Source organism: Mycobacterium pseudokansasii, assembly GCF_900566075.1.
In the GTDB taxonomy this organism is placed as follows: Bacteria; Actinomycetota; Actinomycetes; order Mycobacteriales; family Mycobacteriaceae; genus Mycobacterium; species Mycobacterium pseudokansasii.
This window is the reverse complement of the sequence record NZ_UPHU01000001.1, coordinates 2,840,886-2,858,419: the sequence shown is the minus strand read 5'-3', so window position 1 is coordinate 2,858,419 and position 17,534 is coordinate 2,840,886. Positions and strand designations below refer to the sequence as shown.

18 protein-coding genes and 1 pseudogene are annotated in these 17,534 nt (G+C 67.6%); 3 read left to right on the top strand and 16 right to left on the bottom strand.

Going from position 1 to position 17,534, the window contains the following annotated elements:
- Nucleotides 1–34 precede the first annotated feature (34 nt).
- The 6 genes from EET10_RS13075 to EET10_RS13050 form a co-directional block, all read right to left on the bottom strand.
- Nucleotides 35–1,846, bottom strand: a complete 1,812-nt coding sequence (locus EET10_RS13075; protein ID WP_099188339.1) for a prolipoprotein diacylglyceryl transferase — start codon at nt 1,844–1,846, stop codon at nt 35–37.
- Nucleotides 1,843–2,652 (bottom strand): tryptophan synthase subunit alpha, encoded by an 810-nt coding sequence (trpA, locus tag EET10_RS13070; protein WP_036400864.1) that lies wholly within the window; start codon nt 2,650–2,652, stop codon nt 1,843–1,845. Before trpA ends, EET10_RS13075 begins: the two co-directional genes overlap by 4 nt.
- Complete coding sequence (gene trpB, locus EET10_RS13065; protein WP_036400866.1) at nt 2,642–3,943, bottom strand: tryptophan synthase subunit beta; 1,302 nt, start codon at nt 3,941–3,943, stop codon at nt 2,642–2,644. Before trpB ends, trpA begins: the two co-directional genes overlap by 11 nt.
- A gap of 35 nt (nt 3,944–3,978) precedes the next feature.
- A complete protein-coding gene (gene trpC / locus EET10_RS13060) occupies nt 3,979–4,797 on the bottom strand; it encodes an indole-3-glycerol phosphate synthase TrpC (RefSeq protein WP_036401395.1) in 819 nt (272 codons plus the stop codon).
- Between the two features lie 120 nt (nt 4,798–4,917).
- Nucleotides 4,918–5,529, bottom strand: coding sequence for a TIGR02234 family membrane protein (locus tag EET10_RS13055; RefSeq protein WP_063468607.1), 612 nt, complete (start codon nt 5,527–5,529; stop codon nt 4,918–4,920).
- 40 nt (nt 5,530–5,569) lie between these two features.
- A complete protein-coding gene (locus tag EET10_RS13050; protein WP_122502203.1) occupies nt 5,570–7,174 on the bottom strand; it encodes an anthranilate synthase component I in 1,605 nt (534 codons plus the stop codon).
- Here EET10_RS13050 and EET10_RS13045 point away from each other — a divergent pair.
- Entirely contained in the window at nt 7,169–7,351 is a 183-nt protein-coding gene (locus tag EET10_RS13045) for a hypothetical protein (RefSeq protein WP_063468592.1), read from the top strand. The two genes, EET10_RS13050 and EET10_RS13045, sit on opposite strands and share 6 nt — an antisense overlap.
- A 7-nt stretch (nt 7,352–7,358) precedes the next feature.
- Here EET10_RS13045 and EET10_RS29980 read toward each other — a convergent pair whose 3' ends face one another.
- A complete protein-coding gene (locus EET10_RS29980) occupies nt 7,359–8,768 on the bottom strand; it encodes a PPE family protein (protein ID WP_051490351.1) in 1,410 nt (469 codons plus the stop codon).
- Nucleotides 8,769–9,110: 342 nt separating this feature from the next.
- Here EET10_RS29980 and EET10_RS13035 point away from each other — a divergent pair, with 342 nt between their 5' ends.
- Nucleotides 9,111–9,569: a peroxiredoxin gene (locus EET10_RS13035; protein ID WP_036400868.1), complete on the top strand. Its 459-nt coding sequence runs from the start codon at nt 9,111–9,113 to the stop codon at nt 9,567–9,569.
- Nucleotides 9,570–9,576: 7 nt separating this feature from the next.
- On the opposite strand, the gene EET10_RS13030 is transcribed toward EET10_RS13035, so the two are convergent.
- On the bottom strand, nt 9,577–10,659 hold the full coding sequence (locus EET10_RS13030; RefSeq protein ID WP_063468591.1) for a calcium:cation antiporter: 1,083 nt from the start codon (nt 10,657–10,659) through the stop codon (nt 9,577–9,579).
- Between the two features lie 215 nt (nt 10,660–10,874).
- On the opposite strand from EET10_RS13030, the pseudogene EET10_RS13025 reads away from it, so the two are divergent.
- A pseudogene (locus tag EET10_RS13025) lies at nt 10,875–11,093 on the top strand (serine/threonine-protein kinase); the annotation flags it as partial.
- A 26-nt stretch (nt 11,094–11,119) separates the two neighbouring features.
- Here EET10_RS13025 and hisI read toward each other — a convergent pair.
- The 8 genes from hisI to hisD are packed head-to-tail and all read right to left on the bottom strand — an operon-like array spanning nt 11,120 to nt 17,502.
- Nucleotides 11,120–11,467 carry a phosphoribosyl-AMP cyclohydrolase gene (hisI, locus tag EET10_RS13020; RefSeq protein ID WP_036400870.1) on the bottom strand — a complete coding sequence of 116 codons (348 nt, stop codon included), beginning with the start codon at nt 11,465–11,467 and terminating at the stop codon, nt 11,120–11,122.
- Nucleotides 11,464–12,249, bottom strand: coding sequence for an imidazole glycerol phosphate synthase subunit HisF (gene hisF / locus EET10_RS13015; protein ID WP_036400873.1), 786 nt, complete (start codon nt 12,247–12,249; stop codon nt 11,464–11,466). Before hisF ends, hisI begins: the two co-directional genes overlap by 4 nt.
- 1 nt (nt 12,250) lies before the next feature.
- The gene (locus EET10_RS13010; protein ID WP_036400875.1) at nt 12,251–13,063 is read right to left on the bottom strand and encodes an inositol monophosphatase family protein; all 813 of its coding nucleotides are present in this window, start codon (nt 13,061–13,063) and stop codon (nt 12,251–12,253) included.
- 7 nt (nt 13,064–13,070) lie between these two features.
- The gene (priA, locus tag EET10_RS13005) at nt 13,071–13,805 is read right to left on the bottom strand and encodes a bifunctional 1-(5-phosphoribosyl)-5-((5-phosphoribosylamino)methylideneamino)imidazole-4-carboxamide isomerase/phosphoribosylanthranilate isomerase PriA (protein ID WP_036400877.1); all 735 of its coding nucleotides are present in this window, start codon (nt 13,803–13,805) and stop codon (nt 13,071–13,073) included.
- 1 nt (nt 13,806) lies between these two features.
- Entirely contained in the window at nt 13,807–14,427 is a 621-nt protein-coding gene (hisH, locus tag EET10_RS13000; protein ID WP_036400880.1) for an imidazole glycerol phosphate synthase subunit HisH, read from the bottom strand.
- Nucleotides 14,424–15,056 (bottom strand): imidazoleglycerol-phosphate dehydratase HisB, encoded by a 633-nt coding sequence (gene hisB, locus EET10_RS12995; RefSeq protein WP_063468588.1) that lies wholly within the window; start codon nt 15,054–15,056, stop codon nt 14,424–14,426. The genes hisH and hisB overlap by 4 nt, the downstream gene beginning before the upstream one ends.
- Nucleotides 15,053–16,189, bottom strand: coding sequence for a histidinol-phosphate transaminase (locus EET10_RS12990; RefSeq protein ID WP_036400886.1), 1,137 nt, complete (start codon nt 16,187–16,189; stop codon nt 15,053–15,055). The genes hisB and EET10_RS12990 overlap by 4 nt, the downstream gene beginning before the upstream one ends.
- A complete protein-coding gene (gene hisD, locus EET10_RS12985) occupies nt 16,186–17,502 on the bottom strand; it encodes a histidinol dehydrogenase (RefSeq protein WP_099188775.1) in 1,317 nt (438 codons plus the stop codon). The genes EET10_RS12990 and hisD overlap by 4 nt, the downstream gene beginning before the upstream one ends.
- Nucleotides 17,503–17,534 lie beyond the last annotated feature (32 nt).

The following is a 17,534-nucleotide window of genomic DNA, read 5'->3' as shown; positions in this document are numbered from 1 at the left end:
CCCGAGCCGCTGGTGCCGCGGCCCGCGCCGCCGGCTACCGTCCCGACCGCTGTCGCCGGTTCCGCAACCGAGCCCGCCAGCCCTGCCGTGTCGAGCCGGTGCTGTCCGACGTCGGCGAGCTGGGAACGCGCGGTGCCCGGTCGCCATCACGGTGATCATCCGGGTCGGCATCCTGGTCCTCAGCGCCGCCGGAAGCATCCGCTTCCACCGGCTTCGGCGCGGTGGTGTCCTCCGCGTCAGTCGCCGAAGCCTGCGCCTGAGCGGGCGGCTCGTGCGACTCGGCCTCTTCGGATTCGGTGTCTGCGGTGTCCGGCTCGGCCTTTTCGGCTTGGGGCTCCGGGGCTTCAACCTCCGGAGCTTCAGCCTCGCCGGCCTTAGCCTCGGGAGCTCCAGCCTCCGGCGGCTCGGTTTCTTCAGCGTCGGAACCCGCTTCAGGCTCTTCGACTTCGGACTCTTCGGCCTCGGTTTCGGTCACGGATGGCGCAGCGAGCTCCGGCTCCCCGGTCTCCGATTCGCCTTCAGCCTGTGCAGGCTCACCCTCATCAGTTGCCGACTCGGCCTCGGGCTCGTCGACAACGGGTTCCGATTCTTCGGCTCGAGCTTCGTCGACCTCAGGCTCCTCGGGCACAGGCTCCGGCTCAGCCTCGGCCTCTTCAGCTTCTTCAGCGTCTGCGTCTTCGGACTCTTCAGCCTCGGGGGCCACCTCGGCCGCTACCTCACCGGTTGCCGGCTCCTCGGTCTCCTCTTGTTGGGCCTCGGATGCGCCGCCCTTGGACGCCGCGGACTGGGCCTTCAATGTGTGCGGCTCGGCGAGGTCGCCGGCTCGCTGTGTTTCTGACGACTCAGTCGGTTCGTCGTCTTCGGCACCGGCAGCCCTAGCGACTGCGGTGACAGCCGCCGAGCCCGAAGCCACAGCCGAGAGCTCCGCCTCGGGCTCGGCCGCTTCCTCAGCCTCGGCCGCTTCCTCGCCGACCACGGCGGTGCCACGCACCGTGGCCGGATCCTCGCGGCCCTTCGGCGCCAAGATCACATACACCACGGCGCCGATGAACACGAAAGTCGATGTGAACAAATTGATCCGGATTCCGGCGATGTGTGTGGCGGTATCGTCACGCATCAGCTCGACACCGAATCGCCCGACGCAATAAAGCGCGACATATAGCCCGAACAATCGCCCATGGCCGATCGTGAAACGCCGATCCAGATAGATCAGCACCCCGAATACTAGTACGTTCCACAGCAATTCGTAGAGGAACGTGGGGTGCACGACGACCGCGAGCTGCCCGGTCGAGACACCGTCAAGGGAATGAACGTCGACGAATCCGGCGGGATCGCGCCGGTAGAAGATCTCCAGTCCCCACGGCACTGTGGTCTCGCGGCCGTAGAGTTCTTGATTGAAGTAATTTCCGAGCCGGCCAATAGCCTGCGCCAAAACGACTCCGGGGGCGGCCGCGTCCAGGAAGGCCGGCAGCGGAATTCCGCGGCGCCGACAGGCGATCCACGCCCCGACGGCGCCGAGGGCGATCGCGCCCCAGATGCCCAGGCCGCCATCCCAGATTCGCAGTGCCGCGGCAAACCCGGCGCCACCGTGGCCGAAATATGTACGCCAATCGGTGGCCAGGTGGTAGAGCCTGCCGCCGATCAAGCCGAAAGGCACCATCCACAGCGCGATGTCGTAGATTACGCCGCGCTCACCGCCGCGGGCCGCAAAGCGTCGGTCGCCGATCAGTAAGGCCACGATGATGCCGGTGATGATGAACAGCGCGTAGGCGCGAATGGGCAGCGGCCCGAGGTGCCAGACGCCGCGCGGCGGGCTGGGGATGTACGCGAGCCACGTCGTGGTCATGAGGCCGGCCTTTCGCGGACCCCGGCGGCAAGTTCCTCCGTCAGTGCCCGCAGCGTCGGCAAGCCCGCACCCAGTGCCGACACCAACGCCGAGCCGACGATGACACCATCGGCGTACCCTGCGATCTGCGCCGCCTGTTCTCGTGACCGCACCCCCAACCCGACCCCGACCGGTATGTCCGACACCGCCTTCACCCTCCCCACCAGCTCGGGCGCGGCCTGTGAAACCACATCGCGCGCCCCGGTCACCCCCATCGTCGACGCCGCATAGACGAACCCACGCGACGCCTTGACCGTGATTGCCAATCGTTCGGGCGTCGACGACGGCGCCACCAGAAAAATGCGGTCCAATCGATGTTCGTCGGATGCGGCGAACCAGGGCTGCGCCTCGTCGGGAATCAGGTCGGGAGTGATGAGGCCCCGCCCGCCGGCCGCTGCGAGGTCCCGGGCGAACGCGTCGACTCCGTAGCGCAGCACCGGGTTCCAGTACGTCATCACCACGGCATTGCCACCGACCCGGCTGATCGCCTCGACCGCGGCCAACGTATCGCGGATCCGCACTCCCCCACGCAAAGCCGCCTCGGTAGCCCGCTGGATGGTGGGTCCGTCCATACCCGGGTCCGAATACGGAACACCGACTTCGACTATGTCACAACCAGATTCGACCAGCGCAGTCATAGCTTCCACCGACGTGCGCACGTCGGGATAGCCGGTGGGCAGATAGCCGATCAACGCCGCACGACCAGTCGCCCGGCACGACTCGAAAAGCGGCCCCAGCTTGCTCGTTTCACGCTGCTCAACGGTCATCGTCAAACAGACCCCTGTCCGCGTCGGCGCCGGGTGGCAGCAGGCCGAACCATCTGGCGGCTGTCTCGACGTCCTTGTCGCCGCGGCCTGACAGGTTCACCACAATGACTGCGCCCCTTCCCAATTCAGTCCCCAGCCGGAGCGCACCGGCCACCGCGTGCGCGGATTCGATGGCAGGGATAATCCCTTCCATCCGGCACAGCAGACCGAACGCCTCCATCGCCTCGGAGTCGGTGATCGGTTCGTAGCTGACGCGTCCGGTCTCCTTGAGCCATGCATGTTCGGGGCCGACTCCGGGATAGTCCAGACCTGCTGAAATCGAATGCGATTCGATGGTCTGGCCGTCTTCGTCCTGCAACAGGTAGGAGTACGAGCCCTGGAACGCACCGGGCGAACCTCCGGTGAATGTTGCCGCGTGCCGACCGGTCTCGACGCCGTCACCGGCCGCCTCGTATCCGACCAGTCGCACCCGCGGATCGTCGAGGAACGCGTGAAAGATACCGATCGCATTGGATCCGCCGCCCACGCACGCCACCACCGCGTCCGGCAACCTGCCTGCCTGGTCCTGGATCTGGACGCGTGCCTCCATGCCGATGATTCGCTGAAAGTCGCGCACCATGGTGGGGAAGGGATGCGGCCCGGCGGCCGTGCCGAAGCAGTAGTACGTGCTGTCGGCGTTGCTGACCCAATCCCGGAACGCCTCGTTGATGGCGTCCTTGAGCGTTTGGGAGCCGGTCTGCACGGAGACGACCTGCGCGCCGAGCAGCCGCATCCGTGCCACGTTGAGCGCCTGGCGCGCGGTATCGACGGCACCCATGTAGATAACGCACTCCAGACCCAGCAGCGCGCATGCGGTGGCGGTGGCCACCCCGTGCTGGCCGGCGCCCGTCTCGGCGATCACGCGGGTCTTACCCATCCGGCGGGCCAGCAACGCCTGACCGAGCACGTTGTTGATCTTGTGAGAACCCGTGTGGTTCAGGTCTTCTCGCTTCAAGAACAGTCGTGCTGACCCGGCATGCTCGCTGAGTCGGGTTGCTTCGTACAGCGGCGACGGGCGGCCGGCATAGTTGGCTTGCAACGCGTCCAGGGTGTCCAGGAAGTCCTGGTTGACGCGTTCCTTCTCGTAGGCGACGGTGACCTCCTCGATCACCGCCATCAGCGCCTCGGGAACGTAGCGGCCACCATAGCCGCCGGGGCCCCCGAAATGACCGCCGGAATCAGGATCGTGGCTGGTCCGTTCGGCGATGGCGGCACTCGTGCGCGGAAGGTCCGGGCGAGATAGATCTGCCATCACCGACGCTCGAGGTGCACGCGGGTCATCAACGACTAACGAGCCGGCTTCGGGCAGGACGGGTGGGTGCCCGCAGTGACCAGATCGGCAACCGCCGCACGCGGATCACCGCTTTTCACCAGACCTTCGCCGACGAGTACCGCATCAGCGCCCGCGCCGGCGTACGCCAGCAGGTCGCCGGTGCCGCGGACCCCGGACTCGGCGATCCTGATCACGTTGCTGGGCAGCCCGGGAGCGATTCGCGCGAAGCAATCCCGATCAACCTCCAGGGTCGTGAGATCGCGGGCGTTGACCCCGATGACCTTGGCGCCGGCCTTCAACGCCCGGTCGGCTTCCTGCTCGGTGTGCACTTCGACGAGCGCGGTCATACCCAGTGATTCGGTGCGGTCCAGCATCGACACCAACGCCGACTGGTCGAGTGCGGCGACGATGAGCAACAGCATGTCGGCACCGTGGGCACGGGCCTCGTGAATCTGATAGGGCTGCACCACAAAGTCTTTGCGCAACACCGGAATCGAGACAGCCGCACGTACCGCGTCGAGATCATCGAGGGAACCGTGGAACCGCCGCTCCTCGGTCAACACGCTGATGATGCGGGCGCCGCCACCTTCGTAGGCCCGAGCCAGCTTCGCCGGATCGGCGATGGTCGCCAGGGAGCCCGCCGATGGGCTGGCCCGTTTGACCTCGGCGATCACCCCGATGCCGGGCGCGCGCAGCGCCGCCATCACGTCAAGCGGCGGCGGCGCCGCAGCCGCGGCAGCCTTGATCTCCGGCAGGCTGACACGTGCTTCGCGCGCGGCTACGTCGGCCCGGACTCCCTCGAGGATGGAGTCAAGCACGGTTGCCGGACTCATGCCTGCTGTTTCCTTTCCCAACGGTCTCCAACGGTCTGCAACCGTCATCACCGTGACCCACGCCCCGCAGCCGATTGCGATGACGTTCATGAAGGGTAGCGGCCCTCGGCGCGCGCTTCGTCACCGACCCTCGGTGTCAGACCCGTGCGGTCGGTCGGTCGGGTCGACACCGTGGTCAAGGGCATCCCAAATCATTCGTTCCGACATCGGTCCGTCGTCGTCGCGGCCGGCCGTAGCCTGGCGCGCCGCAGGTCCGGCGTATCTTGTAGGGCCCGGATGAGCCGACCCGGCAATCGACGCCGAGCGCAGCAGCACCGCGGCGGCCATCAGGGTGCACATCGCAGCGCCCACCGCCACCGCTGCACCCCAGTAGTAACGTCCGCTGCCAACCAGGGCCGTCAGCGGGACATGGGCGAGTTCGGCGCCACGGGCCGCGACGTCGGGAATCACCCACAGGCTGATGCCGAGATAGCCGACCGCGAAGCTCGCCGCCGCCAGCAGGGCCGCCAACACCCGCAGCGGCCAGCCGCGCACTGCGAGTGCCGCCACCGCCGCGGCCAACAGCAACATCGCTACCGGCAGCAACGCAGTCGACCACGTCCCACCAGTCAACGTCAGCTGCCGGGGCGGCCCCAGCCCGTCGAACGAGCGAATGACAACCCACGGCAGCCGCGACGCCGCCCACAGCCCCCCGGCGGCAATGACCAGCAATAACTGGGCCATCCCGATCATCAGCCGACTGGTCAGCCGACGGGACCGGACCGGCCCGGCGTCAGTCACCGCCGGATACCCAGATCGAGCCTTGATCGGGCCGCTCCACGCCCCGCGTCGACGCCGGGCCGCAATCCGGACTGGCCAGCGTCTCGGCGGCGGCAATCGCGTTGAGCACCGCCCGCGCTTTGCTGCGGGCCTCGTTGTATTCGTAAGGCCCGTTGGAGTCGGCCACCACGCCGCCACCGGCCTGGACGTAGGCGGTGCCGTTGCGCATCAGCGCGGTGCGGATGGCGATCGCGAAGTCGGCGTTGCCGGCGAAGTCGAGGTAGCCCACCACGCCGCCGTACAAACCGCGGCGGGTCTTTTCCACCTCTTCGATCAACTCCATCGCCCGCACCTTGGGCGCGCCCGAAAGCGTGCCCGCAGGGAAGCAGGCGGTCACCGCGTCCAGGGCGGTGTGGCCCTGGTCGAGCAGACCGGTCACCGTCGACACCAGGTGCATGACGTGGCTATAGCGTTCGATGTGGCTGTAATCCTCGACCCGAACGGTGCCCGGCGTACAGACTCGGCCGAGGTCGTTGCGGCCCAAGTCGACCAGCATCAGGTGCTCGGCCCGTTCTTTGTCGTCGGCCAGCAGCTCCTTTTCCAGCAGCTGATCCTCGTCGTCGGTGTTTCCGCGCCACCTAGTACCGGCGATGGGGTGGGTCGTCGCTCGGCCCTCATGGACGGTGACCAGCGCCTCGGGACTGGATCCGACAATCGAAAAGTCGATTGCGCCAGCACTATTCGGTATCTGAAGCAGATACATGTAGGGACTCGGGTTGGTCACCCGCAGGATTCGGTAGACATCGATCGGATCGACGTCGGTGTCCATCTCGAAGCGCTGCGAGGGCACCACCTGGAAGGCCTCGCCGGCAGCGATTTGTTCGACCAGATATTCGACGATCGCGCCGTACTCTTCGACGGTGCGCTGGGCACGGTATCGCGGCTCGGGCGTGCTGAAGGTGGCGACCGTCGACGGTAGTGGCTGACCCAGTGCCGCGGTCATCACGTCCAGGCGCGCAACGGCGTCGTCGTAGGCCCAGTCGACCCGCTCGTCGGTGCCGTTCCAATTCACCGCGTTGGCGATCAGCGTGATGGTGCCCTCGTGGTGGTCGACCGCCGCCACATCAGTGGCCAGCATCAGCAGCATATCCGGCAGCTGCAGATCGTCGACAGCCAGTTCGGGCAACCTTTCGAGGCGCCGCACCATGTCATAGGCGAAAAAGCCGACCATGCCGCCCGACAGCGGCGGAAACCCGGGCTCGGACTGACTCGGCGCCGCTGTGGCAAGAAGGTCCAGGGTCGCCTGCAGCGCGGCCAGTGGGTCGCCGCCGGTGGGGGCATCCTTCGGGACCGTGCCCAGCCACACCGCTTCGCCGTCACGCACCGTCAACGCCGTTGGCGCCCCGGCGCCGATGAAGGACCATCGCGACCACGACCGGCCGTTCTCGGCTGACTCGAGCAGGAAAGTGCCCGGCCGGTTGGCGGCAAGTTTGCGGTACGCCGACAGCGGAGTTTCGCTGTCGGCCAAGACCTTGCGAGACACCGGAACCACCCGGTGCTCTGCCGCCAGCACGCGGAAATCCGCCCGCGTGGTCGTGGTTGCAAGGTTGGCGTGCACCGACCCATCCAACCAGATTCGCCGATCAGCACCGGCCTGACCTCGCGGTCCGGTTTTGCCGGAGACACCGCTGCCGACGCGGAACTCCGGATCGGACCCGCACCGCTGGCGCGCCGCCTGTCCGCCGTCGAATCGCGGGTGAGCAAGGACTGGCTTGCCGGGGCCCGCGCGGCCTGACCGAACCTTACGGCCCCAAGAAGTCCAATGCCGGCGGCAAGAACTTGAAGGTGGTCTTCAAGCTTCCTAGGGCATTCGCCGTGAGGTTATTGGTGCCGGGGAGCAGGCCCGAGACCGCAGCCGCGTTGAGATTGCCAAAGCCGGCTTGGGCGGAACCGCCGGTGCCGGCGTAGACGCCGGCGATGTTGGCGTTGCCAGAGCCCGCTTGGGCGTGGCCGTTGGTGGCGGAGACGACGGCTGCGATGTTGGCGTTGCCGTCGCTAGCATTGGCAATGCTGTGGTTGCCGAGGAAGACGCCGGCGACGTTGGCGTTACTGGAGTTATTGGCAAGGGTCCCGGCCATGACATTGCTGTTGTTCCCCTGGGCGAAGCCAAGGTTGAGGTTGCTGGTGGGGCCGCCCGCGACAGCCGGGTTGCCCCCGGCCCTCACCGTGTTGTCGTTACCGAAGGTCACGGCCGCGTTGCCGCTGCCGGACCCGGCAAGAGCCGAGCTGTAGTTACCGGAGACGGCGGCAAGGTTGCCGAAGTCGCGATTGCTGAACCCGGCAGAAGCTCCAGAGTGGTCGCCGGTGACGAAGGCGGTGCTGCCGAGCCCGCCGAAGCCCCCGGTGGCATTGCTGTAGTTGCCCAACACGGTTGCCGTGCACAGGGTGCCGTTGGCCACGGCAGTGTTGTTGTTGCCGATGGCAGTGGCGAAGGAACCTAAGCCCGGGGTGAGCATGGTGGTGTTGGCGGTGGCATTGCTGTTGGCGCCGAAGGCAAACGCAACACCCCCGAAACCGGAGGTGGCGTGCGCTGTGCCCGACTGGAACAGCGTCGTCCCGAACATCGACAAGGCGATGTCCGGACCCGCCGGGGCGGCCGCCGGGGCGGACGCACTCACCTGGCCCGGCAGGCTTTGCAGCATCCGCTGGAATGGGGTCAGCCGCGCGGCCACCGCCGAGGCGCTGCCGTGATAGCCGGCCATCGCGGCCACGTCCTGGGCCCACATCTGCTCATACTCGGCCTCGGCGCCCGCGATCGCCGGGCAGTTCTGCCCGAACCAATTCGTCAGCACCATCCGCACGAACGCATTGCGGTTGAGCGCCACCATGATCGGTTGCACCGTGGCCGCCTGCGCAGCCTCGAAGGCGCTCACCATGGCCCGGGCGTATCCGGCAGCCCCGCCCGCCTGCGCCGCCGCCGCGGTCAGCCACCCCATGTAGGGTGCGGCCGCGGCTGCCATCGCCGTCGACGCCGGCCCCTGCCAGGCAGCGCCCGCCAGCTCCGAGGTCACCGACGAAAACGAGGTTGCCGCAGCCTGCAACTCGGCGGCCAGCCCATCCCAGGCCGCCGCCGCCGACAGCATCGGACCCGGGCCTGCACCGACAAACATCCGCGCCGAATTGACCTCCGGCGGCAATACCGAAAAATTCATCACAGCCGTCCCTTCCTAGGTGGCCTGCCCGGGCTGACCCCACAAATCCACGGTGACGGCCGTGGCGCTCCCGGTTAACGCAAGCAGTTAGGTACCAGAACTTTATGACAATCGCGGCACCAAATCCCGGTAGTCAGCAAACTGGTGCGGGTTTCTTCGGAAATGTTTTCCGACCGCGCCTCCCCGCCCCGTCGACCCGCAAACCGCGAGCCGATCCGGCGCCGCCACCCCGATCCCCCGTGACCCCCGGCTATCCCCGGTCCCGTCGACAACTCTGCTCGACCACCCCCCGGTCGAGATCCTCTCCGAGCAGAGTCGGCCGGTCGGCGTAGCCTGACCGCCATGAAAACTGGTGACACCGTGGCCGACTTCGAGCTTCCCGACCAGACCGGCTCGCCTCGCAAGCTCAGTACGCTGCTGTCCGACGGACCGGTGGTTCTGTTCTTCTACCCGGCGGCCATGACGCCGGGCTGCACCAAGGAAGCCTGCCACTTCCGCGACTTGGCGGCAGAATTCGCCGCCGTTGGCGCCACTCGGGTCGGCATCAGCGCCGATCCCGTTCACAAGCAGGCCAAGTTCGCCGACATGCAGCACTTCGACTACCCGCTGCTGTCCGACACCGAGGGCAGCGTCGCCACCCAATTCGGCGTCAAGCGGGGCCTGCTGGGCAAGTTGCTGCCGGTCAAGCGGACCACCTTCGTCATCGACACCGACCGCACGGTGCTCGACGTGATCTCCAGCGAATTCAGCATGGACACTCACGCCGACAAGGCGCTGGAGACGCTGCGCGCGCGGTCTTGACGCGGCTTCACGGGACAATCGAAAGAAATAGATACGCGGCCAGCAACGCCAAATGCACCTCGCCTTCCAGCCGGGTGGCCCGCCCCGGTACCACCGTCAGCATGCTGACCGCGACGGTCAGTATCAGCAGCACCAATTGGGTCGGACCGAGACCGAGTAACAGCGGGCCGCTCAACCAGAGCGAGGCCAGGGCAATCGTCGGGATGGTCAACCCGATGCTGGCCATCGCGGAGCCGTACGCCAGGTTCAGGCTGATTTGCAGGCGACCCTGCCTGGCCGCGCGCGCTGCCGCCAGCGTCTCTGGGAGCAGCACCAGCATGGCGATCACCACGCCGACGAACGACGGCGGAAACCCGACCGCCGCGACGCCGCGCTCGATGATCGGCGATTCCACCTTGGCCAGGCCCACCACCGTCACCAGCGCGACCAGCAGAAGCCCGAGGCTGCGCAACGCCACGCGGGTACTCGGAGGTTCCGCATGGCGGTTATCATCGACGGCGCCCTTTTGGGCCACCGGCAAGAAGAAATCCCGATGCCGGACCGTTTGCGTGAACACGAAAAGTAGATACAAGCCCAACGAGGCGGCCGCGGCGAAGGCGAGCTGGCTGGGGGAAAACTGCGGCCCCGGCTTGCTGGTGGTAAACGTGGGCAATACCAGGCTCAACGTTGCCAACGTGGTGACCATGGCCAGGGCGGAACCGCTGCCCTGGTCGTTGAACAGTGTCACTCCGTAGCGCCGGGAACCAAGCAGCAGCGCCAACCCGGCGATCCCATTGGTCGTGATCATGACCGCGGCGAACACGGTATCGCGGGCAAGCGTTGCCGTCTCGTGCCCTCCGCCGGCCATGAGCGTGACAATGAGGGCGACCTCGATCACGGTCACCGCGATGGCCAACACCAGTGACCCGAACGGCTCACCGACCCGGTGCGCGACCACCTCGGCGTGATGGACCGCAGCCAGGACCGCACCGGCAAGCAACACCGCCATAAACAGGCCCATCAGTGGCTCGATTTTCTGGCCCCACGTCAATGCCAGCGCGATGAACGCAAGCACCGGCGCCACCACGCTCCAGGGCACGCGTTTGACCATCGACCGCCATTGTTGCCGATGCCATCAGCCGGCCGGTCATCCCCTAAGCCGGTTGGCGGGAGCCGAAGTAGGTGCCTGTCATTTCTGGACATATTCGCCGCGCACCGAAAGGGGTCGCCGCGCGCCGAATTGCGTGTCCGCCGCAACGGGGATGGCACCGAGGTGGTCCGCAAGCGCGCGGTGGGGCCCAGGCGCCGCGTCAGTAGCGTGCTCACATGCCGACCGACGCCGGCCAGAGTGACGGCCTCAGTGAAGGCGAGTTGTTCGCCGGACACACCATCGTGCGCCGGCTCGGCGCAGGCGGGATGGGAAAGGCGTACCCGGCGCAGCACCCCCGGCTGCCGCGGCGCGATGCCCTCACGATCCTGCCCCGCGAACTGACCGGCGACTTCGAGTTTCGTCAGCACTTCAACCGCGAGGCCGATCTGGCCGCCGCCGACGGCCTGGATGTGGCCGCCCGCTAGCCCTCGGGTTCCAGCAGCACGTCGGCGTCAAAGCAGCTGTGGTCGCCGGTGTGGCAGGCTGCGCCGACCTGGTCGACCGTCAGCAGGACGGCGTCCCCGTCACAGTCCAGGCGCACCGAATGTACGCGCTGGGTGTGCCCCGAGGTCGCGCCCTTGACCCATTGCTGGCCGCGGGATCGCGAAAAATAGGTGGCCTCACGGGTTTCCAGGGTGCGGGCCAATGCGTCGTCGTCCATCCAGGCGACCATCAGTACAGCGCCGCTGCCGCGCTCCTGCACGACCGCGGTGAACAAGCCGTCGGCGTTGCGCTTGAGGCGAGCGGCGATCGCGGGGTCGAGGCTCATCGCACCGTGATCCCCGCCGCGGCCATGGCGGCCTTCACCTGCCCGATGGTCAATTCTCGGAAATGAAAGACGCTGGCGGCCAACACCGCATCGGCTCCCGCGGCGACCGCAGGCGCGAAGTGTTCCACCGCGCCGGCGCCGCCGCTGGCGATGACCGGCACGGTGACCGCGGCCCGAACCGCGCGCAGCATCGCGAGATCGAAGCCGGCCTTGGTGCCGTCGGCGTCCATCGAGTTCAGCAGAATCTCCCCCACTCCCAGGTCGGCCCCGCGGGCCGCCCACTCCACGGCGTCGATGCCGGTGCCACGACGGCCGCCGTGGGTGGTGACCTCCCAGCCCGACGGCGTCGGAGGTGAGCCGACGGGCACGGTGCGCGCGTCGACCGATAACACGATGCACTGGGAGCCGAATTGCCGTGCCATATCAGCTAGCAGATCGGGGCGGGCGATCGCGGCGGTGTTGACCGAAACCTTGTCGGCTCCCGCGCGCAGCAACGCATCCACGTCGGCCACGGTGCGCACCCCGCCGCCGACAGTGAGGGGAATGAACACCTGCTCGGCGGTGTGCCGCACCACCTCCAACATGGTGGCCCGACCCGACGACGACGCGGTCACGTCGAGAAACGTCAGCTCGTCGGCGCCTTCGGCGTCATAGGCGGCGGCGAGTTCCACCGGATCGCCCGCATCCCGCAGGTTCTCGAAGTTGACTCCCTTGACCACCCGCCCGCCGTCGACGTCCAGACACGGGATCACCCGCACTGCAAGGCCGGTATCGGCGTACATGTCAGTAGTCCTCCGGTTGCCCGGTATCGCGCAGCATGTCGAGGATCTCGTCGTGCACGCCGGGCGCCGCGGCCAGCACCGAACGCGCTGCCGGAGTCCACGGGTCGCCGGCCAAGTTGGTCACGACGCCGCCGGCGGCGCGCACCTGAGCCACGCCCGCCGCATGATCCCATACGTGGCCACCGAAACTTATTGCACCACCGAGGATTCCGTCGGCAACGTAGACAAGGTCGATACCGGTCGACCCGTGCATGCGCAACCGCGACGAGATCCGGCTGAGGTTCTCCAGCACCGCCAACCGATAGCGCCCGGGGAATCGGCCCCGGGAATCCGCGCTGAACGTGCCGACGCCGACGAGACTGTCGGCCAGCTTGGCGGGCGCCAACCGCGGCCGTGGAACACCGTTTTTCATCAGCGGGCCGCCGGTGACTGCGGTGTAGCGCTCATCGATGAACGGCAACCAGGTCAGGCCGGCCACCGGATCGCCGTGGTGCAGCAGACCCAACAAGATCGCGGCCATCGGCGACCCGGCGGCGTAGTTGAACGTGCCGTCCACCGGATCCAATACCCATACCCAGGGCGAGTCGACGGGAGTGCCACCGAATTCCTCGCCGTGCACGCCGATTCCCGTGGCCGCCACCAGCGCGTCAACCACTTGGCGCTCGATCGCCAGGTCGACCTCGGTGGCGAAGTCGTTGCCCTTCTTGCGGACCGCGGAATCGGCACGGTGACCGTCCAGAAACCGCGGCACCGCGGCATCCAGAATCGCCGATGCCTGCTCGACCAGCGGTGTCAGCTGCGCAGCCAGATCCATGGCAGGGCTACTCCCGTACCGCGGCCAACGCCTGTGGCAAGGTGAACCGCCCGGCGTAGAGGGCCTTACCGACGATGGCGCCCTCAACCCCGCGGCCGGCAAGGGTGGCGATGACCCGCAAATCGTCCAGGCTGGATACCCCGCCCGAGGCGATCACCGGCGCCTCGGTGCGGTCGGCGACCTGGCGCAGTAGGTCGAGGTTTGGACCGCGCAGCGTGCCGTCCTTGCTGACATCGGTGACGACGAACCGCGAACACCCTTCATTATCAAGGCGTTCCAGTACTTCCCACAGGTCTCCGCCGTCGGTCTCCCAGCCGCGTCCACGCAACCGGTGCCGCCCATCGACGATGTGGACATCCAAGCCGACGGCGACCTTGTCGCCATGCTCGGCGATCACCCGGGCGCACCATTGCGGGTTTTCCAGCGCGGCCGTGCCCAGGTTGACCCGGGCGCACCCGGTGGCCAGCGCGGCGGCCAAGGAGTCGTCGTCACGAATGCCGCCCGACAATTCGACCTGGACGTCGAGCTTGCCCACCACCTCGGCCAGCAGTTCGCGGTTGGAGCCGCGCCCGAACGCCGCGTCGAGGTCGACCAGGTGAATCCACTCGGCGCCGTCGCGCTGCCAGCCCAGCGCGGCGTCCAGCGCCGAGCCGTACTCGGTTTCACTGCCGGCCTTGCCCTGTACCAGGCGAACGGCACGACCGTCGACCACGTCCACCGCGGGCAACAAAATCAGCGCCATGTCAAAGTCCCTCAACCCAGTTGCTCAATACGGCCGCTCCGGCGTCCCCGCTCTTCTCGGGGTGAAACTGGGTGGCGGCCAACGGTCCATCCTCCACGGCGGCCAGGAACGGTACCTGGTGGGTGGCCCACGTCAGCAGCGCCCCCGATCGCCCTTCCCAGCGCTGCGCGGCATAGGAATGCACGAAATAGAACCGGGCGCCGGCGTCCAGGCCCCGGAACAACGTGCTGCCCGCGGCGGCATTCACCACGTTCCATCCCATGTGCGGAATCACCGGGGCCTCCAGCCGGGTGACCGCGCCGGGCCACTGCCCGCAGCCTCGCGTCTCCACACCGAACTCGACCCCGCGCGCGAACATGATCTGCATGCCGACACAAACGCCGAGCACCGGGTGCCCGGCCGCGACCCGCTCGGCGATGATCCGCTCTCCCCCGATCTTGCGCAGACCCGTCATGCACGCTTCAAAAGCTCCGACGCCAGGCACCAGCAGCCCGTCGGCAGCGGCGGCAGTCTTGGCGTCGGCGGTCACTTCCACCGTCGCGCCGACCCGCTGCAGCGCGCGTTGGGCCGACCGCAGGTTGCCGGAGCCGTAGTCCAGGACAACAACTGATTTCGTTGTCACAGAACACCTTTGGTGGACGGCACACCGGAAATCCGGGGGTCGGGTTCGACGGCCTGACGCAGCGCGCGAGCGACGGCCTTGTACTGGGCTTCGGTGATGTGGTGCGGATCGCGTCCGTACAGGACGCGCACGTGCAGGGCGATGCGAGCGTTCATCGCCAGCGACTCGAACACGTGCCGGTTGATGACGGTGTGGTAGGGCACCGCGCTGCCGGCGATCGTGGTGTGCTGCAAATGATCCGGCTCTCCGGTGTGCACGCAGTAAGGCCGGCCGGACACATCGACCGCCGCATGGGCCAGCGTCTCATCCATCGGAATGAAGGCATCGCCGAAGCGGCGGATACCCTTCTTGTCACCCAGAGCCTGCGCAAGCGCCTGCCCCAGCGCGATCGCGGTGTCCTCGACACTGTGATGCGCTTCGATTTCGACGTCGCCCCTGGTGCGCACCGTCAGGTCGAAGCTGGCGTGGCTGCCCAGCGCCGTCAGCATGTGGTCGTAGAACGGCACACCGGTGTCGACGTCGACCTGCCCGGTGCCGTCGAGATCCAATTCGATGACGATGTCGGATTCGCGGGTGCGGCGTTCGACGCGCGCACGACGGGATCCGTTGCCTGTTGGGGGGGCGGTCATGACGCTCCTATTGGGCCGGTGGCGGGGACCAGTTCGGTGGCAGCGATTCGCGCGCTCGCCCGCAGGAACGCGTCGTTCTCGCCGACCAGGCCGGTGGTGGCGCGCAAGTAACCGGGAATACCGACATCGCGGATCAGGACCCCGGCATCCAGATAATGCTGCCAGGCGGCCGACGCGTCGGCGAATTTGCCGAACAGCACGAAGTTCGCATCACTCGGGACAACCCGGAAACCCATGGCGAACAGGGCAGTTGACACCCGCTCGCGTTCGGCGATCAGCGCGGAGACGCTGGCCAGGGTATCGTCGGCGTGCCGCAACGCGGCGCGCGCCGCTGCCTGAGTGACCGCGGACAGGTGATAGGGCAGCCGCACCAGCAGCATCGCGTCGACCAACGCCGGCGTGGCGATCAAGTACCCGAGCCGGCCGCCGGCGAAGGCGAACGCCTTGCTCATGGTGCGGCTGACGACCAGCTTGGTCGGATACTCGTCCACCAACCGCACCGCGCTGGGCTGCGACGAAAATTCACCGTATGCTTCGTCGACGATCAAGATCCCGGGCACCACCTCGAGCAGCCGTCGCAGGTCGCTCAACGAAACGCTTTGTCCGGTAGGGTTATTGGGGCTGGCAAGGAAGACCACATCCGGCCGTCGCCGCGCGACGGCGGCGACGGCGGCGTTGATGTCCAGGCTGAAGTCGTCGGCCCGCACCGTCTCCATCCACTCGGTGTGGGTGCCGCCGGCGATGATCGGGTGCATCGAATAGGACGGGACGAAACCGATCGCGCTGCGCCCCGGCCCACCGAACGCCTGCAGCAGCTGCTGCAGGATCTCGTTGGATCCGTTGGCGGCCCAGACATTTTCGACGCCGAGCTGGACGCCGGTTTGCACGGTGAGGTAGCCGGCCAGGTCACGTCGCAATGCCACCGCGTCCCGGTCGGGGTAGCGGTGCAAGTCGACCGCGGCCGCCCGCACCGACCGGACCACGTCGTCGACCAGCGCCTTGGTGGGTGGGTGCGGGTTCTCGTTGGTGTTCAGCCGCACCGGTACCGCCAATTGTGGTGCGCCGTAAGGAGTTTTGCTGCGGAGATCATCGCGCAGCGACAGATCGTCCAACGTCGGTCTAGCCGCCGTCACCGCTCGAACCTCCGCCGTACCGCCTCACCGTGAGCCGGTAGGTCTTCAGCCTTGGCCAGGGTGATCACGTGCCCGGAAACGTCCTTGAGCGCCGCCTCGGTGTAGTCGACCACATGGATGCCGCGCAGAAAGGTTTGCACCGAAAGGCCGCTGGAATGCCGGGCGCAGCCGGCCGTCGGCAACACGTGGTTGGACCCCGCGCAGTAGTCGCCCAGGCTGACTGGGGCCCAGGGTCCGACGAAAATGGCTCCGGCCGAACGTATCCGACCGGCAACCTGCGGCGCATCGGCGGTCTGGATCTCCAGATGCTCGGCGGCGTAGGCGTTGACGACCTTGATGCCGGCCTCCACATCGTCAACGAGGATGATCGCCGACTGGTGACCACTCAGCGCCGCCGTCACGCGTTCGCGGTGCACCGTGGACTGCAATTGAGCGGCCAACTCGTCGGCGGTCGCGTCGGCCAGCTGCTCACTCGGGGTGACGAGCACGCTGGCGGCCATCTCGTCGTGTTCGGCCTGGCTGATCAAATCGGCGGCCACATGCGCCGGATCGGCCGTGTGGTCGGCGAGGATGGCGATCTCGGTCGGTCCGGCTTCGGCGTCGATGCCGACGTGAGAGCGGCACAGTCGCTTTGCCGCCGTGACATAGATGTTGCCCGGCCCGGTGATCATGTCGACCGGCGTCAATTCGGCGCCCTCGGTGTCGCTGCCGCCGTAGGCCAGCAACGCCACCGCCTGGGCTCCGCCGACGGCCCAGACCTCGTCGACTCCCAACAGCCGCGCCGCGGCCAGGATGGTCGGATGCGGCAGTCCGCCGTAGCCGGTCTGCGGTGGGCTGGCCACCACCAGCGAGTCGACCCCGGCAACCTGCGCGGGCACCACGTTCATCACCACGCTCGACGGGTACACCGCGTTGCCGCCGGGGACATACAGGCCGACCCGCTGAACGGGAACCCACCGCTCGGTGACCGTCGCACCGGGGCCCAGCGTCGTGGTGACGTCGCTGCGGCGCTGGTCGGCGTGCACTGTGCGGGTCCGGTCGATCATCACCTGCAGCGCTTCCCGTACCTCGGGTGCGAGTTCAGCCAGCGCGGAGTCCAACGCGTAATCCGGCACCCGCACGGCCGCGGGGCGCACTCCGTCGAACGACTCGCCGAAGTCCAACGCAGCCTCGGCACCGCGCTCGGCCACTGCTTGCACAATCGGCCGGACCTTGGGCAGCACGGTCTCTACGTCGGTGCCGCCGCGCGGCAACGCCGCCCGCAGCCGCGCCGCCGTCAACTCCGCTCCCCGCAGATCGATACGGGCCAGCAGCGCGGGCGGTCTAGTCACGTGGACCATTGTCC

Bases quoted from the DNA above. Each gene is read 5' to 3' on its own strand.
- EET10_RS13075 (WP_099188339.1), bottom strand. From the start codon at position 1,846: ATGACCACGACGTGGCTCGCGTACATCCCCAGCCCGCCGCGCGGCGTC.
- EET10_RS13030 (WP_063468591.1), bottom strand. From the start codon at position 10,659: ATGGTCAAACGCGTGCCCTGGAGCGTGGTGGCGCCGGTGCTTGCGTTC.
- EET10_RS29980 (WP_051490351.1), bottom strand. From the start codon at position 8,768: ATGAATTTTTCGGTATTGCCGCCGGAGGTCAATTCGGCGCGGATGTTT.
- hisF (WP_036400873.1), bottom strand. From the start codon at position 12,249: ATGTACGCCGATACCGGCCTTGCAGTGCGGGTGATCCCGTGTCTGGAC.
- hisI (WP_036400870.1), bottom strand. From the start codon at position 11,467: ATGAGCCTCGACCCCGCGATCGCCGCTCGCCTCAAGCGCAACGCCGAC.
- trpC (WP_036401395.1), bottom strand. From the start codon at position 4,797: ATGAGTCCGGCAACCGTGCTTGACTCCATCCTCGAGGGAGTCCGGGCC.
- priA (WP_036400877.1), bottom strand. From the start codon at position 13,805: ATGGCGCTGATTTTGTTGCCCGCGGTGGACGTGGTCGACGGTCGTGCC.
- EET10_RS13055 (WP_063468607.1), bottom strand. From the start codon at position 5,529: ATGATCGGGATGGCCCAGTTATTGCTGGTCATTGCCGCCGGGGGGCTG.
- trpA (WP_036400864.1), bottom strand. From the start codon at position 2,652: ATGACCGTTGAGCAGCGTGAAACGAGCAAGCTGGGGCCGCTTTTCGAG.
- trpB (WP_036400866.1), bottom strand. From the start codon at position 3,943: ATGGCAGATCTATCTCGCCCGGACCTTCCGCGCACGAGTGCCGCCATC.
- EET10_RS13035 (WP_036400868.1), top strand. From the start codon at position 9,111: ATGAAAACTGGTGACACCGTGGCCGACTTCGAGCTTCCCGACCAGACC.
- hisB (WP_063468588.1), bottom strand. From the start codon at position 15,056: ATGACCGCCCCCCCAACAGGCAACGGATCCCGTCGTGCGCGCGTCGAA.
- EET10_RS13010 (WP_036400875.1), bottom strand. From the start codon at position 13,063: ATGGATCTGGCTGCGCAGCTGACACCGCTGGTCGAGCAGGCATCGGCG.